Origin of the sequence: Mesorhizobium sp. Root102 (assembly GCF_001425625.1) — a bacterium.
In the GTDB taxonomy this organism is placed as follows: Bacteria; Pseudomonadota; Alphaproteobacteria; order Rhizobiales; family Rhizobiaceae; genus Mesorhizobium.
Genome location: NZ_LMCP01000034.1, coordinates 22,535 through 38,874, shown reverse-complemented (window position 1 = coordinate 38,874; position 16,340 = coordinate 22,535). Strand labels below are relative to the sequence as shown.

Sequence of the window (16,340 nt, the reverse complement as noted above, 5' to 3'; positions counted from 1 at the left end):
TGAACTCTCCTCCTTGTGGTTGCCCCGGCCGTACGAATGCGTACGGCCTCGAGACGCTCTCCCAATGCATGCTCGTCGTCGCAAACCGACCGATGCACGCAATTCTCCCGCCCCCGAACACATGCGTGCCGAAGCCCAACTTCTGCTGGACGATGATGACGGTCGAGAACTCCTCCGGGCACTTTAGAAGCACAGCGGATTCGGCCTGTCAATAGTTAGTCATGTTGAATGACTATTCCCTTGCTTGCCTTTCACGGCTCCGCTATCCATCATGAATGGCGCTCGCCGGCTTCGGCGCGCTGTCAGTTCCGGCGGGAAAAACATGCGATCAGTCTTGTGCTACGGCGACTCCAACACGCACGGCCAGATCCCCGGCAGGGGGCCGCTCGAGCGCTATGGTCCGGGTGAACGCTGGCCGGGGATATTGCGTTCTCAGCTAGGCCCCGATTGGTATGTCATCGAGGAGGGATTGAGCGGCCGAACCACCGTCCACGACGACCCGATCGAGGGCGCCCACAAGAACGGCCGAACCTATCTTCGCCCCTGCCTGCAGAGCCATGCGACGCTCGACCTCGTCATCATCATGCTCGGCACCAACGATCTGAAGATCCGTTTCAACAAGCCGCCGTCGGAAGTGGCGATGGGCGTCGGCTGCCTCGTCTACGACATCAAGGAGCTGGCGCCCGGCCCGGGCGGCTCGACGCCCGAGATCATGATCGTGGCGCCGCCGCCGATGCAGGACGACGTCAAGGAATGGAAGTCCATCTTCGCCGGCGCGCCGGAGAAATCGCGCCTGCTCGCGCTCGAATTCGAGGTTCTGGCGGACTCGCTCGAACTTCACTTTTTCGATGCCGGCTCGGTGGTGTCCTGCAGCGAAGCGGACGGCTTTCACATCGATGCCGAGGCGCACAGATTGCTGGGCACCGCACTAGCCCGCGCGGTCGATGCCATCGGCTGGAGCCGCTCGACATGAGCAATCCCGGCATCGCCAGGCATCGCGCTCTTACCGACGGAGCGACCCTTGCCTGACATGAGATTCGCACCACCCAATCCCTTGCGCATCGCCGATCGTGCGAGTGGGCTGAATGCGTTGAGCGTGCGCAGCTACAATGAGCGGCTGGTGCTGTCGCTGCTGCTTCAGAACGAAGGTATTTCGCGGATGGAAATCGGCGAGAAGACCGGCCTGTCGGCGCAGACGGCCTCGGTCATCGTCCGCTCTCTTGAGCAGGAAGGCCTGGTCTCGCAGGGCGAGGCGCAGCGCGGCCGCGTCGGACCGCCCACCATCCCGCTTTCGCTCAATCCGGAGGGCGCCTATGCGGTCGGCGTCGGCTTCAGCCGGCGCCGAATCGACATCGCGCTCATCGACTTCATCGGCACCGTGCGCTTCCACAAGCAGTTGCCGGCGGATGAAGCCAATCCCTTTCCGCAAAGCAATGATCTGCTAGGGGCGATCAGCCAAGCCATGACGAGCCTACCGGTCGAGGCGCGCAGCCGGGTCGCCGGCATCGGGCTGGGTGTCCCCGACGAGGTCGACGCCATGGCTGCAACCCGCAACGGATCGAGCACCTCCCTGAAGGCTCTGCAAGGCGAGATTGAAGAGCAGAGCAAGCTGCCGGTTTTCGTGCAGAACGACATCACCGCGGCAGCCGGAGGCGAAAGCATGTTCGGCGTCGCCAAGCCGCTGAACGACTATTTGTTTTTCTATCTCGGAGCAAGGCTGCAGAGCAGGCTCATCCTCAACCACCAGATCTACAAGGGAAACTCCAGCACCAGCTTCGATCATGGCCTTGTGCGCCTGGAGAGCGAACTGACCAAGCGCGGGCGCCCGTCCGAAATTATCTGGAGCAGCAGCCCTGAGTGGCCTGACCTCGGCGAGGCCTACAGCGAATGGCTGGAGGAATGCTCCAATCGCCTGAAATCATCGATCTCCGCACTGACCCAGTTTGTCGAGTTCAGGACGGTCGTCCTGTCCAGCTATGCGCCGCGCAAGATCGCCAAGGCGCTGTGCGCCGATATCAGCCGGGAATTCCCCGACATCCAGGCGCTACCGGCGCGCGTCACCATCAGCCCGAAGGCCGTCGGGGCGGCAAGCCTGCCGTTCAGTTCGCGCTTCATGATCCAGTGACCGGGCCAAACCGGCGCGTGCTCCCGCCGGTCGGTCGATGATGCACCCTCTACACATCCATCGATGATTTTCAGATGACCAGGCGAATCCGCTTGCCAGGAGGCCTCACTTAATAGCATGTTAAGTGAATCCTGAGATCGCCATGAAGATTGCCGAGGATCACATCCCAGACGACAGCGCCGCGTCCAGCGCGGAAGCGCGTCGTTCGACGGTGTTGGGCGATCGCATCAAGGCCTATCGCACCACGCGACGCCTGACGCTGCGCCAGCTCGGCGACATGATCGGCACCACCGCCAGTTTCCTGAGCCAGCTCGAGCGCGGCCTTTCCGGCGCCAACACCAGCACGCTGATGCTGATCGCCAATGCGCTCGGCATCGGTCTGGCCGACCTTTTCGACGAATGCCAAGTGTCGCCGCACGCGGTGCTGACACGCGCCGAGCGGCCGGCGCTTCCGACCAGCGAAGGCTACCGCAAGACGCTGCTGTCGCGCCGGCCGATCCATGAGATGGAAGTCTATTGCGGCGAATTCGCCGTTGGCGGCTCGACCGGCGACGTGCCCTACACGCATGGCAACGCGCATGAAATGTTCCTTGTGCTGCGTGGCCGGCTGCAGCTGACGCTCGGTGACGAGAGCTTCATTCTCGAAGAGGGCGACAGCATCGAATATTCGACCTCGACGCCGCACCGAACGATCAATGTCGGCGACACGGTGGCCGAAGTGCTGTGGATCATTGCGCCGCCGACAAGCGGCGCCGTCGACCTCGACCAATATGTAGCCCGGAAAACGCTCGCGCTCGGTCTGCCAAAATCAAACAGCGAGCCATCGGAGGATTAGAAAATGGGAAGCAGATCAAGATTGGCCGGATTTGTCGGCGCCGCCGCACTGGCCTTGCTCGCGGCCGCCGCTCACGCGCAGAACGCACCGCCGGCCGGGACCGTCGTCGACGGGTCGCTGAAGGGAAAGACGCTGACCTTCGTCTCCTATGGCGGCATCTACCAGGACGGTCAGGTCGCCGCGCTCAAGGAATTCGTCGACAAGAGCGGCGTCAAGCTCTTGAACGACGGACCGACGGAAATCGCCAAGCTTCAGGCGCAGGTGGAATCAGGCAATGTGACCTGGGATGTCGTCGATACGGACGATTTTCCGCCCTTCGTGCATTGCGGAAAACTGTTCCAGAAACTCGACCTGACCAAGCTCGACATTTCGCACATACCGGCCGGGCAGGTCGGCGAGTGCAGCGTGCCGGCGATGAACTACGGCATGGTCCTGATGTACAAGAACGACAAGTACAAGGACAATCCGCCGAAGGACTGGAAGGACTTCTTCGACACCGCGAAATTCCCGGGCACGCGCGCCATCGACGGCAGCGGAAGCCCGATTGGCGGCCTGATCGAACAGGCCATCCTGGCCGACGGCGGCAAGGTCGACGCCATGACGCCGGCCGACATCGACAAGGGCATCGCCAAGATCAAGGCGATCGGTCCTGACACGATCTTCTGGAAGACCGGCGCCGAATCCCAGCAGCTCGCAGAATCCGGCGAAGCCGACATGATCATCATGTGGACCGGCCGCGCCATGACGGCGGTCAAGAACGGCGCCGCCTACACGCCGGTGTGGAAGGACTGGCTGGTCGTCATGGATCAGCTGACCATCCCGGTCGGCGCCAAGGACACCGACGCCTCCTATGCGCTGATCAACGCCTATCTCGGCAAGAAGTCGCAGGAGATCCTGACCGAGCAGACGTCCTACTCGCCGATCAACAACGAGGCACAGCCCAAGGTGGATGCGTCCGTTGCCGCCTTCCTGACCAACACGCCGGATCATGCGAAGCTCGGCTACCAGCAGAACATCAAGTTCTGGGTCGCCAACTTCGCCACGGCGTCCGACAAGTGGACGGCGCTGATGGCCGGTAACTGAGCCGGCTACCGCCAAGGTGACGGCGTGAGCCGGACATCGCATACGCTTTCGGCCGGGGGTGAAAATGCCCGGCCGGCGGGTACCGTGCAGGGGCCGCAACGGCGCCTGCGCCTCGCCGCCTATCCTTCGCTGCTGGCGATGCCGGCCCTGCTCCTGCTCATCGCGGCGATGGGCTATCCCTTGCTGACCGTCACGCTGCGCAGCTTCTCGGACCCGGCCTGGGGCCTGCAGAACTATGTCTGGTTCTTTTCCACGCCGGTGAACGTCACCGTCCTGTGGCGCACCTTCTCCATCGCAGCCTGGGTCACCATCGTCTGCGTCATCGCCGCCTACCCCTACGCCTATCTCATGACGGCGGTCGGGCCGCGCCTGCGCCTCGTCCTCATCCTGTGCGTGCTGGTGCCGTTCTGGGTCAGCGGCGTGGTGCGCACCCTGGCCTGGGTCATCCTGCTGCAGGATTCCGGCATCATCAATTCCGTGATCAGGCTGCTCGGCTTTGACGGCGTCAAGCTGATCCGCACACAGACCGGCGTGGTCATCGGCATGGCGCAGGTACTGCTGCCGTTCATGATCCTGCCGCTCTATTCGGTCATGCGCGGCATCGACCTGCGCCTCGTCCAGGCGGCGCGCAGCCTAGGCGCGAGGCAGGCACGTGCCTTCCTGCAGATCTATCTGCCGCTGTCGCTGCCCGGCGTCTTCGCCGGCGCCATCATCGTCTTCATCCTGTCGCTCGGCTTCTACATCACGCCGGCACTGCTAGGCGGACCGCGCAGCACCATGCTGTCGACGCTGGTGCAGAGCCAGGTGCTCAGCCTGCTCAACTGGGGCCGCGGCGGCGCCATGGGCGTCGTGCTGCTGGTCGCGACCTTCGTCCTGCTGGCGCTCGCCGCACCGCTGATGCGCCAGCGCCACAAGCAGGCGTCCAGATCATGAGACTGGCGCCGTTCCGCATTCTGCTTGGCCTGTTCTGCCTGCTGGTCGCTGTCTGGCTGGTGATGCCGACGCTGGTCATCATCCCGATGTCGTTCAACGAGAAGAAGTCGCTTGCCTTCCCGCCCTCCGGTTTCTCCTGGCAGTGGTACGCGAATTTCTTCACCAATCCCGATTGGCTGTCGAGCTTCTTCAATTCGCTCAGGGTCGCGGGCATCGTCGCCGTCGCCGCCACGCTGATCGGCACGCTGGCGTCGCTCGGCCTCAGCCGCATGAAACACTCCGGCGCCGGCCTGCTGCGCGCCATCCTGATCACGCCGATGATCGTGCCCGGCGTGGTGCTGGCGATCGGCATCTATGCCGTTTACCTCGACTACCAGCTCGTCGGCACCACCACCGGCTTCGTCATCGCGCACACGATGCTGGCAATCCCCTTCGTCATCATCGCCGTGTCGGCCAGCCTCGAAGTCTTCGACGTGCGGCTGGAGACGGCGGCGGCCAGCCTCGGCGCCAGCCGCTTCACCACGTTCCGCACCGTTACTTTGCCGCTGATCGCGCCCGGTATCCTGTCGGGACTTTTGTTTGCCTTCGTCACCTCCTTCGATGAAATCATCGTCGCGCTGTTCATCACCAGTCCTTATCTGAAGACCTTGCCGGTGCAGATCTTCACCAGCATCACCCGTGACGCCGATCCGACAGTGACCGCCGTCGGAACCATCATCTTCATTGCCACGACGCTGATCATCAGCGCCGGGCTGATCATCAGCTCGAAATCGACGAGGAGTTGAGATGTCTGCGTCCAACACCAGGGAACGTGGCGCGGCCATCGACATCATGGGCGCCACCAAGCGTTACGGCAATTTCACCGCGCTCGACGATGTGAGCTTGCATATCGAGCCGGGCGAGTTCATGACGCTGCTCGGACCCAGCGGCTCGGGCAAGACCACCACGCTCAACGTCGTGGCGGGCTTCACCGACCTCACCTCCGGCGATCTTGCGGTTGGCGGCAAAAGCATTGTCGCCCTGCCTGCGCACAAGCGCAACATCGGCGTCGTCTTCCAGCACTACGCGCTGTTTCCGCACATGACCGTCGGCAAGAACGTCGCCTATCCCCTCACCTTGCGCGGCATGGACAAGCAGGCACGCGACCGTCTCGTCGTGCGCGCGCTGGACATGGTCAAGATGGCCGACTTCGCGCATCGCTATCCCTCGGAGCTCTCCGGCGGCCAGCAACAGCGCGTGGCGCTGGCGCGTGCCATCGTCTTCGATCCGCCTCTGCTCCTGATGGACGAGCCGCTCGGCGCGCTCGACAAGAAACTGCGCGAATGGCTGCAGCTGGAGATCAAGCGCATCCACCGCGAACTCGGCACCACCTTCGTCTATGTGACGCATGACCAGGAAGAGGCGCTGGTTCTGTCCGACCGGATCGCCGTGTTCAACCAGGGGCGCATCGAACAGGTGGGAACCGGCCGCCAACTCTATGACGAGCCGACGACGTTGTTCGTGGCGAAGTTCATCGGCGAATCGACCAGTTTGCGTGGCGCTGCCCAGACGTCCGGAAACGAGACCAGCCTGACGATCGCCGGCCAGAAGATCGTTGCCGGCGGCAAGCTCGCCGGCGGCCGCAAACCAGTGGTCCTGCTGCGGCCGGAAAAGCTCTCGCTCGCTGGCACCAACACGCCTCCCGCCTCCGGGCAGAACAGCCTCACCGGCGAGGTCAGCGAAGCGATCTATCTGGGGTCGGGTTCGAAATACCAGGTGACGCTTCGCGACGGCTCGGTCGCCATCGTACGCTCGTCGCTGGAAGCCACCCCGTTCTCGATTGGTGACACGGTCGATCTGCGCTGGTCTGTCGTCGATGCAAAACTTCTTGCCGACGATGACCGCGCCGACATGACGATGACCTGACCGCTTTTTCCCCGCAGGATTTTTAGACATGGACGCCAAAGTCAACGGCAACGTCTCGTTCTGGTATGCCGACATCGGCCTGCCGGCCTATCGCGCGCCGCTCCCGGGCGACCTCGAAGCCGATGTCTGCATCGTCGGCGCCGGCTACACCGGCCTGTGGACGGCCTACTATCTGAGGCAGGCCGATCCAGCGATCCGCATCGCCATCGTCGAGCGGGAGTTCGCCGGCTTCGGCGCGTCGGGCCGCAATGGCGGCTGGCTGTCCGGCGGCTTCAGCTGGTCGCGCGAGAAATATCTGCAGACCTCGACGCGCGGCGCCGTCATCGACATGGAAACCGCGATGCATGGCACGGTCGATGAAGTGATCAAGGTGACCGAGGCCGAAGGCATCGATGCCGACATCCGCCGCGTCGACAATCTGACCGTTGCCACCAACCCGCCGCAGCTCGAACGGATCAAAGCCGCCTATGCCGATGCGATCGGCTGGAGCGTACCGCAGGACCGCGTCAGCCTGATTGGCCAGGCAGAGGCCAAGGCCCGCATCAACATCAAGAATGTGCTTGGCGGCTATATCCATCACGGCACCGCGCGCGTGCAGCCGGCCAAGCTGGTGCGCGGGCTCTCCGAAGCCGTCGAGCGGCTCGGCGTGCCGATCTACGAGCAGACGACAGTAACCGGCATCGAGAAGGGCAAGGTCACGACGAACCGCGGCACCCTGCGCGCGCCGATCATCATCCGCGCCACGGAAGGTTTCACGGCCGGCTTACCAGGCAATGAGCGGCTCTGGCTGCCGCTCAACAGCGCGCAGATCATCACCGAGCCGCTGCCGCAATCGCTGTGGGACGAGATCGGCTGGGAGGGCCACGAGCTTCTGGGCGACGCCGCGCACGCCTATTGCTACGCGCAGCGCACCAGGGAAGGCCGCATCACCATGGGCGGACGCGGCGTGCCCTATCGCTACGGATCGCAAACGGATGTGCGCGGTCAGACGCAGCAGGCGACCATCGAGAGCCTGCACGCGATCCTCACCCGCCTGCTACCGCAGACAGCCAAGCTTCGCATCGACCACGCCTGGTGCGGCGTGCTTGGCGTGCCGCGCGACTGGTGCACGACATCAGGTCTCGACCTTGAAACCGGCATCGGCTGGGCCGGCGGCTATGTCGGGCTCGGCGTGTCGAGCTCCAACCTGTCGGGCCGCACGCTGCGCGACCTCATCCTGCGCCGCGACACCGAACTGACCCGCCTGCCCTGGGTCAACCGCAAGGTCAGCAAATGGGAGCCCGAGCCGATGCGCTGGCTCGGCGTCCACTCGATGTATCAGCTCTACCGCGTCGCCGACGAACGCGAGGAAGCCGGCCTCCAGCACACGTCGAAACTGGCCGCGATCGCCGACCGCATCACAGGACATTGAGCCTTCGGAGCGATTCCAAAAACCTTCTGCATTTTCAGTGCCTGCCCGGAGACCGCCATGACCGACTTCCAGACCTTCGCCCATCTCGCCTCGATCGACCTCGGCGAGCCCGAGCCCAAGCCGACCTCGATCAGCGGCGATCAGTCCGAAGCGTCGAAGACGCTGTGGACCTCGCCGGACGGCACGCTGGAAGTCGGCGTCTGGGAGTGCACAGCAGGCCGCTTCACCGCCTCGCGCGACAGCAATTCCGAAACCTGCCACATCGTTTCGGGCCGCGTCTCGCTGCACGGTCCCGATGGCCGCAGCGAGGACGTCGGCCCAGGCGAAATGCTGGTGCTGCCGAAAGGCTGGAGGGGCGAATGGACGATCCACGAGAAGACGCGGAAGCTCTATATCCTGCACTTCGAGGCGTGAGCCGGCTGGAACAGGCGCTACTCGTCGTCTGAACGATTGCCCTCGGTGCCAGCAGGCTTGCCTTCTATCGCCTGCCGCAAGGCATCGTTGATGCGGTCCTGCCAGCCGGGACCGTCCTCCTGGAAATGGTCCAGCACGGCGCGGTCGATCCGGATCGAAACAAGCTCCCTGACGCCTGGAGCGGCCGATGGTTCACGAACCGGGGCGGCCGGCTTCTTCACCGGCTTGAAAGCCGCTTCGGCGGCCGTCATCGGATTTGTCGGTCGGCGCGGAGGAATTGCCATTGGATGACCCTGACTGGAGACGATTCGTGCGCGACGCGGCACGCTTGCGCCACCATAGCCCAACCAGCGCCGTCGCGCAGGCCCCTGGTCAGACAATCACTCGGCTGCTTGAAGACTCTGTGCGTCGATGATGACCCTGATCTCGGCGCGGCAGGAGCCGCAATTCGTGCCGGCATGCAGGGCCGCGCCGATGGCCCCGACGCTGCCGCAGCCGCGGCGCACCGCTTCCGCGATCTGGTTGGCGCCGACGCCGAAGCAGGAGCAGACGATGGCGCCGCGATCGAGGTCGATCCCGCCCGGCCGTCCGGCCACGATAGCCAACCTGGCGCGGCGATCGACATGTTCGGCACTCAACTGTTCCGCCGCCCAGCCGCGCGACACGGCGACCGGGCCGGGGGCCACGAACAAGGCCCCAGACAGTTGATCGCCGTCGAAGGTGGCGATGCGATGCTGGCCGGCGTCGCGGTCATGATAGGCGAGGATTTCGGCGCCCGGCGACGCGCCGAACAGTGAGCCGGCAAAGCCGGCCCAGTCGATGTCGTCATCAGCAAAGGCAAGCTCGACCCGCCAGCCGCCCTTGCATTTGGCAACGGCCCAGTAAGTCGCGCCAACCGGCTCCGGCCGCTGCCGCGTCACCGCGAAGCCGAAGGCCTTTGCGGCGAATTTCTCGATGCGGGCGGCGACATGTTTCAGCGCCGGCTGACCGGAAATGGGATCGGTCAGCGGCGCGGTCAGCGTGTCGAGCCGGCCCTTTGCCGAAAACTGATCGGTCCAGTGCATCGGTGCAAACAGGCTGCCCTGGCGCTGGCGCGCCGTCACCAGCGCGCGCACCAGCACGTCGCCGCGCGGGCTGGAAACGCGCACGATGTCGGCGTCGCCGATGCCGAAGCGCAGCGCATCCGCCGGATGGATTTCAACGAATGGCTCGGCGATATGCTGGGAAAGCCGCGGGCTTTTCCCCGTCCGAGTCATGGTGTGCCATTGGTCGCGGATACGACCGGTGTTGAGGATCAGCGGATAGTCGGGACTGGTGCGGACTTCCGTGGTGGGCCGGATGGCGACGAAGCGCGCCTTGCGGTCGGGTGTGAAATAGCCGCCGTTGGCGAAGAAGCGGGTGGGTTGGAGCCCAGTCGTGCTGCTCGGCGCCGGCCACTGGAACGACTCAAGCGCCTCATACCCCTCCGCATCAACTCCGGCATAAGCACCAATATTGAAATCCCGCGCGCCGTCATTCTCGAACCCCGACAGCGCCGCGTGTTCGGCGAAAACCTCGGCCGGCGCCTCATAGGAAAACGCCTCGCCAAACCCCATCCGCTTGCCCACCTCGGCGACAATCCGCCAGTCGGGCAGCGCCTCGCCGGGCACGGGCAAAAAAGCGCGCTGGCGTGAGAGGCGGCGTTCGGAATTGGTGACGGTGCCGTCCTTCTCGCCCCAGGCGGCGGCGGGCAGCCGGACATGGGCGTGGCGGACGGTGTCGGTCTGGGCCAGCACGTCCGACGCCACGACGAACGGGCACGCCTTGATCGCCGCCTCGACGGCGCCGGCGTCCGGCATCGAATCGGCCGGGTTGGTGGCCATGATCCACAGCGCCTTGATGCGGCCGTCGGCCACCGCCTGGAACATCTCGACCGCCTTCAGGCCGGTTTTTTCGGCCACAGTCGGCGCGTCCCAGAAGCGCTGCACACGGTCGCGATGGTCGGGGTTTTCGATCTCCATGTGAGCGGCCAGCATGTTGGCCATGCCGCCGACCTCGCGCCCGCCCATGGCGTTGGGCTGGCCGGTCACGGAGAACGGCCCTGCCCCTGGCTTGCCGATGCGGCCGGTGGCCAGATGGCAGTTGATGATGGCGTTGACCTTGTCGGTGCCCGAAGACGACTGGTTCACCCCCTGGCTGTAGACGGTCACCGTCTTCGCCGTCGCCGCGAACAGGCTGTAGAAGCGGCCAAGTTCGTCCTCGCTCAGGCCCGTGGCGGCGGCGACGCCGGCCAGGTCGAGCGCGGATGCAGCGAAAAGCGCTTGCCCGAAGCCGGTCGTGTGCGTCGTGATGTAGGCGCGGTCGAGCGCATTGTGCTGGCCGAGATAGGCGAGCAGGCCGGTGAACAGGGCGACGTCGCCATCCGGCGCGATCGCCAGATGCATATCGGCGATGTCAGCGGTCATGGTGCGGCGCGGGTCGACCAGCACGATCTTCATCTCCGGCCGCTTTTCCCGGGCCGCCGCGATGCGCTGGTAGAGCACGGGATGGCACCAGGCGAGGTTGGAGCCGACCAGCACGATGAGATCGGCAAGCTCCAGGTCGTCATAGGTTCCCGGCACGGTGTCGGAGCCGAAGGCGCGGCGGTGGCCGGCAACCGTGGAGGCCATGCAGAGGCGCGAATTGGTGTCGATGTTGGCCGAGCCGACAAAGCCCTTCATCAGCTTGTTGGCGACGTAATAGTCCTCGGTCAGCAACTGGCCGGAGACATAGAAGGCGACCGCATCCGGGCCGTTCTCGGCGATGGTTTGCGAGAAGGTCGTTGCGACGAGGTCGAGCGCCTCGTCCCAGCCGGAGCGGCGGCCGTGGATCTCCGGATGAAGCAGCCTGCCGTCGAGATCGATGGTCTCGGCCAGTGCCGAGCCCTTGGAACACAGCCGGCCGAAATTGGCCGGATGGTCGGGATCGCCGCGGACGGACACTTGCCCGTCCGCGGCGACCTTCGCCAGCACGCCGCAACCCACCCCGCAATAGGGGCAGGTGGTCCTCACCTCGCGCGCTTCGCCGATCTCCATGGTTCAGGCCGCGCGGCTGGCCAGCGCTTCCAGCGCAATGAACAGACGCTCGCCTTCGACCCGCACCGGAATGGTGCGCACCGCGCCCTCGTCGGCGCCGAGCGCTTTGCCCGTCTCCAGCGAAATCACCCAATTGTGCAAGGGACAGGTCACCGCAGTGCCGTGCACGATGCCCTGGCTGAGCGGTCCGCCCTTGTGCGGGCAATGATCGTCGATGGCGTAGACCTGATCGTCGGCGGTGCGGAAGACGGCGATTTTCCCCTCGGGCGTGGCGACGCAGCGCGCGCCGCGGCAGGGGATGTCAGAGATGGAGCCGATTGATACCCAGTTCATCTAGATTTCCTTTTTGCGCGTGTTCATGACCGAAAACCGGTTTCCACTTTTCGGGAACACACGCTCACTCCGCCGCCTGCGCAAACCCGACCGAGGCCATCGGCCGGAATTCGTGCTTGTCCTTGCCTGAAACGCGTTCCGACCACGGATCGACCTGGGCGAATTTCTGGCTGAAGACGAAGCGCTCGTAATAGGCCCTGCGCTTGTCGCCATCGTCCATGATCTGGCGCTTGATCTCGGGGATGCCGATGCGCTTGGCCCATTTGTAGATGCGCTCGAGATAGCGGCCCTGCTCGCGATACATCTGCGTCAGCGCCACGATATGCTCCAACGCCTCGTCCTCGGTCCTGACCAGGCCCAGCACCTCGGTGCCCTTGATGTCGAGGCCGGCCGCCCCGGCGAAATGGATCTCGTAGCCGCTGTCCACGCAGATGACGCCGACATCCTTGCAGGTCGCCTCGGCGCAGTTCCTCGGGCAGCCCGACACCGCCATCTTGACCTTGGCCGGCGTCCACGAGCCCCACATGAATTTTTCGATGCGGACGCCAAACCCCGTCGAATCCTGCGTGCCGAAGCGGCACCAGTCGGAGCCGACGCAGGTCTTCACGGTGCGCAGGCCCTTGGCATAGGCATGGCCGGAGACGAAGCCGGCCTGGCCGAGATCGGCCCACACCGCCGGCAGGTCCTCCTTGCGGATACCGAGCATGTCGATGCGTTGGCCGCCGGTGACCTTGACCATCGGGATCTCGAACTTGTCGACGACGTCGGCGATGGCGCGCAGTTCGGCGGCATTGGTGACGCCGCCCCACATGCGCGGCACCACCGAATAGGTGCCGTCCTTCTGGATGTTGGCGTGGACGCGCTCGTTGATGAAGCGCGACTGGTAGTCGTCGGCATAGTCGTCCGGCCAATCGCAGACGAGATAGTAGTTGAGCGCCGGCCGGCATTTGGCGCAGCCGCAAGAGGTCGTCCATTCCAGTTCCTGCATGACGGCGGGAATGGTCTTCAGGCCCTTGGCCTTGATCAGCCGGCGCACCTCGTCATGGCCGAGGGTGGTGCAGGAGCACATCGGCTGCACGGCGGCGGGGTTGTACGTGTCGCCGAGGGTCAGCACCATCAGCTTCTCGACCAGGTCCGTGCAGGAGCCGCAGGAGGCGGACGCCTTGGTATGAGCGCGCACATCGTCCAGCGACGTCAGCCCCTTCCCCGTAATCGCGCCAGTGATCTTTCCCTTGCAAACGCCGTTGCAGCCGCAGATTTCCGCATCATCCGGCAAGGCTGCAACGGCCGCCATAGGGTCCAGGGGGGCACCCCCCTGGTATGACTGGCCGAAGATAAGCGTGTCGCGCATCACCGATATGTCGGTCTGCTTCTTCTTGAGGTCGTTGAACCAGGCGCCGTCGGCCGTCTCGCCATAGAGTACGGTGCCGATGATGCGGTCGTCCTTCAGCACCAGCCGCTTGTAGACACCGGCCGACGCATCGCGCAGCACGATTTCCTGGCGGTCGTCGCCATCAGCGAAATCGCCGAGCGAGAACAGCTCGATCCCTGTGACCTTGAGCTTGGTCGGCGTGTCCGAATGGACGAAGGCAGCAGCCTCGTCGCCGGCCAGTTGGCTGGCAGTGACGCGCGCCATCTCATAGAGCGGTGCGACCAGGCCATAGACCTGGCCACTGACCTCGGCGCACTCACCGAGCGCATAGATGTCGGGATCGTTGCTGCGCATGCCGGCATCGACGACGATGCCGCGATTGACGGCAATGCCGGCTTCCTTGGCGATCGCGGCGTTCGGCCGGATGCCGACCGCCATGACCACCAGCGTCGCCGGAATGATAGTTCCGTCGGCAAGCTCCACCTGCTCGACCTTGCCGTTGCCAGTGATCGCCTGGGTGTTGGCCTTGGTGATGACCTTGATGCCGCGTTCTTCAACCGCGCGCTTCAGGAGGTAGCCGGCGGCGGGATCGAGCTGGCGCTCCATCAGCGTCGGCATGACATGCAGCACGGTGACGTCCATGCCTTGCGCGTTGAGGCCGGCCGCGGCCTCGAGCCCGAGCAGGCCGCCGCCAATGACCACAGCCTTGGCCCGCGACTGGGCGGCAAGCATCATGGCCCGGACGTCGTCCAGATCGCGATAGGTGAGCACGCCCGGCAAATTGTGGCCCGGCACCGGGATGATGAACGGCACCGAGCCAGTGGCGATGACCAGCTTGTCGTAAGGCTCGGTCACGCCATGATCGGAGGTGACGGTCTTTGCCTGCCGGTCGATGGCAACGATCTTGTGGCCCTTGTAGAGGGTGATGCCGTGCTTGATGTACCAGCCGTCGCCATGGATGATGATCTCCTCATAGGCCTTTTCGCCCGACAGAACTGGCGACAGCATGATGCGGTCGTAGTTCACGCGCGGCTCGGCGTTGAAGATGATGACCTGGTAGCGCCCAGGCGCCTTTTCCAGGAGATGCTCCAGCATGCGCCCGGGGGCCATGCCGTTGCCGATGATGACGAGTTTCTCTGTCATGTTCTGATCCACTCCGGTCTCACTCAGCCGCGTAGGAAAGGGCTGAAGCTTCGGCAGACGCCGTGCGCTCCATCCGCCGGATGGAAAAATGCATCCAGGCAAAGCAGGTGGCGACGATGACGAAGAGCAGCATGAAGCAGCTCGACCAGACGCCGGTGAGGTCGTTGAGCGCGCCGAAGGCGATTGGCAGGATAAAGCCGCCGAGCCCGCCAATCATGCCGACAACGCCGCCGACCGCGCCGACGCTCTGCGGATAGTAAGCCGGGATGTGCTTGTAGACGGCGGCCTTGCCAAGGCTCATGAAGAAGCCGAGCACGCAGGCAACGGCTATGAAGGCGAGCGGGCCGATCTCGAAATGGAAGGCGATCGGCCCGCTGATACCGCGCACGACGTAGTCTGCCGAGGGGAGAGACAGAACGAGAGTCGCGACGGCACTGACAGCGAAGGTCCAGTAGAGCACGGTGCGGGCGCCGATCCGGTCGGAAAGCACGCCGCCATAGGCGCGGAAAATACTTGCCGGGATCGAATAGGCCGCGCCGATCATGCCGGCGGTCGCAAGCCCGAAGCCGTAGACGCCGATCAGGTAGCGGGGCAGCCACAGCGACAGTGCGACGAACGCACCAAAGGCGAAGAAATAGTAGAACGCGAAGCGCCAGACCTGCAGGTTCTTGAGCGGCGCGAATTCCTGCCAGAAGCTTCTCGCGGGCGCAGCCTTGCCGGCGCGGCGCTCGCGGATGACCGGATCGTCGCCGGTCGTGAACCAGAAGACGGCAGCCATGACGATGAGTGCTGCCGCCCAGATCAGCGCGACCGACTGCCAGCCCCAGGAGAGAAGCACGAACGGCGCCAGGAACTTGGTGACCGCGGCCCCGACATTGCCGACGCCGAAAATGCCCAGAGCAGTCCCCTGTTTGCCGGCGGGGAAGAAGCGCGAAACATAGGCGACACCGACGGCGAAGGAACCGCCGGCGAGCCCGACACCGAGCGCGGCGATCAGCATCTGCCCGTAGGTGTGCGCAAAAGCCAGCAGGAAGGTCGCGGCCGCGGCCGCAAGCATGGTCGCGGTGTAGACCAGCCGTCCGCCAAAACGGTCGGTCCAGACACCCAGCATCATGCGCACGAGCGAACCGGTGAGGATTGGCGTGCCGACGAGCAGGCCGAATTCCGTCTCGTTCAGCCCGAGTTCCTGCTTTATGCGGACGCCGATGATTGAAAAGATCGTCCACACCGCGAAACAGACGGTGAAAGCGATGGTGGACATCACAAGCGCTTGCCGGGGCGCACTGTCCTGGCTGGGCGCGGCTGGGAGATTTGCGGTCAATGTCTGGCTCCGGTTTGCGGCGTGGGAGGCACCGCGGATGTTTTGTGGTGAATCAGCGACGCGGCATCGCTGCGTGCACCGAGACCGGTGCCGCTACGGTTAGGTCCCTGCTTTCGGTCTCGGCGCCGACGGGAAACAGCAGGAGTGCCGCGGCGAACAGCGCCGCCGTCAGCGCGCTGCTGGCCAGAAAATCGCGACGCATGAAGTCCGAGTGGGACGCGCCAGTTCCGATCCGTTTCGTCATTCGTCGTCTCCGGTTGGGCGCCGCGTGGGACCAGCGCCGTCGATTGCGTCAAAACAAAAAAGCCGCCAGCCAGGTCTTCGCGCGCCCGTTCATCCGGGATCGCGTATTGACCTGAGCAGCAGCTTTGCCTGTGGCGCCCACCATTGGACGCCGTGTCACTTGGCCCTT

At 64.6% G+C, this 16,340-nt stretch carries 15 protein-coding genes; 9 read left to right on the top strand and 6 right to left on the bottom strand.

Annotated features, from left to right (window positions below; translation table 11 throughout):
• Positions 1–322 precede the first annotated feature (322 nt).
• The 9 genes from ASD12_RS22285 (at position 323) to ASD12_RS22245 (ending at position 8,706) form a co-directional block, all read left to right on the top strand.
• On the top strand, positions 323–973 hold the full coding sequence (locus ASD12_RS22285; RefSeq protein ID WP_056591150.1) for an SGNH/GDSL hydrolase family protein: 651 nt from the start codon (positions 323–325) through the stop codon (positions 971–973).
• Positions 974–1,030: 57 nt separating this feature from the next.
• Positions 1,031–2,125 (top strand): ROK family transcriptional regulator, encoded by a 1,095-nt coding sequence (locus ASD12_RS22280; protein WP_056591147.1) that lies wholly within the window; start codon positions 1,031–1,033, stop codon positions 2,123–2,125.
• A gap of 142 nt (positions 2,126–2,267) precedes the next feature.
• A complete protein-coding gene (locus ASD12_RS22275) occupies positions 2,268–2,960 on the top strand; it encodes an XRE family transcriptional regulator (protein WP_056591143.1) in 693 nt (230 codons plus the stop codon).
• Positions 2,961–2,963: 3 nt separating this feature from the next.
• Positions 2,964–4,043 (top strand): extracellular solute-binding protein, encoded by a 1,080-nt coding sequence (locus ASD12_RS22270; protein ID WP_056591137.1) that lies wholly within the window; start codon positions 2,964–2,966, stop codon positions 4,041–4,043.
• A 24-nt stretch (positions 4,044–4,067) separates the two neighbouring features.
• A complete protein-coding gene (locus tag ASD12_RS22265) occupies positions 4,068–4,976 on the top strand; it encodes an ABC transporter permease (protein ID WP_082525613.1) in 909 nt (302 codons plus the stop codon).
• Positions 4,973–5,761 (top strand): ABC transporter permease, encoded by a 789-nt coding sequence (locus ASD12_RS22260; protein WP_056591135.1) that lies wholly within the window; start codon positions 4,973–4,975, stop codon positions 5,759–5,761. Before ASD12_RS22265 ends, ASD12_RS22260 begins: the two co-directional genes overlap by 4 nt.
• Position 5,762: 1 nt before the next feature.
• Positions 5,763–6,881, top strand: a complete 1,119-nt coding sequence (locus ASD12_RS22255; RefSeq protein WP_056591129.1) for an ABC transporter ATP-binding protein — start codon at positions 5,763–5,765, stop codon at positions 6,879–6,881.
• A gap of 28 nt (positions 6,882–6,909) precedes the next feature.
• A complete protein-coding gene (locus ASD12_RS22250; protein ID WP_056591126.1) occupies positions 6,910–8,292 on the top strand; it encodes an FAD-binding oxidoreductase in 1,383 nt (460 codons plus the stop codon).
• Positions 8,293–8,349: 57 nt separating this feature from the next.
• A complete protein-coding gene (locus ASD12_RS22245) occupies positions 8,350–8,706 on the top strand; it encodes a cupin domain-containing protein (RefSeq protein WP_056591123.1) in 357 nt (118 codons plus the stop codon).
• A gap of 17 nt (positions 8,707–8,723) precedes the next feature.
• Here ASD12_RS22245 and ASD12_RS22240 read toward each other — a convergent pair whose 3' ends face one another.
• The 6 genes from ASD12_RS22240 to ASD12_RS22215 form a co-directional block, all read right to left on the bottom strand.
• Complete coding sequence (locus ASD12_RS22240) at positions 8,724–8,990, bottom strand: BrnA antitoxin family protein (protein WP_056591121.1); 267 nt, start codon at positions 8,988–8,990, stop codon at positions 8,724–8,726.
• Positions 8,991–9,086: 96 nt separating this feature from the next.
• Entirely contained in the window at positions 9,087–11,759 is a 2,673-nt protein-coding gene (locus ASD12_RS22235) for a nitrate reductase (RefSeq protein WP_056591118.1), read from the bottom strand.
• 3 nt (positions 11,760–11,762) lie between these two features.
• Positions 11,763–12,092, bottom strand: coding sequence for a nitrite reductase small subunit NirD (gene nirD / locus ASD12_RS22230; protein ID WP_056591111.1), 330 nt, complete (start codon positions 12,090–12,092; stop codon positions 11,763–11,765).
• 64 nt (positions 12,093–12,156) lie between these two features.
• On the bottom strand, positions 12,157–14,607 hold the full coding sequence (nirB, locus tag ASD12_RS22225) for a nitrite reductase large subunit NirB (RefSeq protein WP_056592143.1): 2,451 nt from the start codon (positions 14,605–14,607) through the stop codon (positions 12,157–12,159).
• A gap of 19 nt (positions 14,608–14,626) precedes the next feature.
• Positions 14,627–15,928, bottom strand: a complete 1,302-nt coding sequence (locus ASD12_RS22220; protein WP_056591108.1) for a nitrate/nitrite transporter — start codon at positions 15,926–15,928, stop codon at positions 14,627–14,629.
• Between the two features lie 52 nt (positions 15,929–15,980).
• Positions 15,981–16,172, bottom strand: a complete 192-nt coding sequence (locus tag ASD12_RS22215; RefSeq protein WP_056591105.1) for a hypothetical protein — start codon at positions 16,170–16,172, stop codon at positions 15,981–15,983.
• Positions 16,173–16,340: the final 168 nt, after the last annotated feature.

Bases quoted from the DNA above. Each gene is read 5' to 3' on its own strand.
- ASD12_RS22240 (WP_056591121.1), bottom strand. From the start codon at position 8,990: ATGGCAATTCCTCCGCGCCGACCGACAAATCCGATGACGGCCGCCGAA.
- ASD12_RS22250 (WP_056591126.1), top strand. From the start codon at position 6,910: ATGGACGCCAAAGTCAACGGCAACGTCTCGTTCTGGTATGCCGACATC.
- ASD12_RS22255 (WP_056591129.1), top strand. From the start codon at position 5,763: ATGTCTGCGTCCAACACCAGGGAACGTGGCGCGGCCATCGACATCATG.
- ASD12_RS22245 (WP_056591123.1), top strand. From the start codon at position 8,350: ATGACCGACTTCCAGACCTTCGCCCATCTCGCCTCGATCGACCTCGGC.
- ASD12_RS22285 (WP_056591150.1), top strand. From the start codon at position 323: ATGCGATCAGTCTTGTGCTACGGCGACTCCAACACGCACGGCCAGATC.
- nirD (WP_056591111.1), bottom strand. From the start codon at position 12,092: ATGAACTGGGTATCAATCGGCTCCATCTCTGACATCCCCTGCCGCGGC.
- ASD12_RS22275 (WP_056591143.1), top strand. From the start codon at position 2,268: ATGAAGATTGCCGAGGATCACATCCCAGACGACAGCGCCGCGTCCAGC.
- ASD12_RS22270 (WP_056591137.1), top strand. From the start codon at position 2,964: ATGGGAAGCAGATCAAGATTGGCCGGATTTGTCGGCGCCGCCGCACTG.
- ASD12_RS22280 (WP_056591147.1), top strand. From the start codon at position 1,031: ATGAGATTCGCACCACCCAATCCCTTGCGCATCGCCGATCGTGCGAGT.
- ASD12_RS22215 (WP_056591105.1), bottom strand. From the start codon at position 16,172: ATGACGAAACGGATCGGAACTGGCGCGTCCCACTCGGACTTCATGCGT.
- ASD12_RS22235 (WP_056591118.1), bottom strand. From the start codon at position 11,759: ATGGAGATCGGCGAAGCGCGCGAGGTGAGGACCACCTGCCCCTATTGC.
- nirB (WP_056592143.1), bottom strand. From the start codon at position 14,607: ATGACAGAGAAACTCGTCATCATCGGCAACGGCATGGCCCCCGGGCGC.
- ASD12_RS22260 (WP_056591135.1), top strand. From the start codon at position 4,973: ATGAGACTGGCGCCGTTCCGCATTCTGCTTGGCCTGTTCTGCCTGCTG.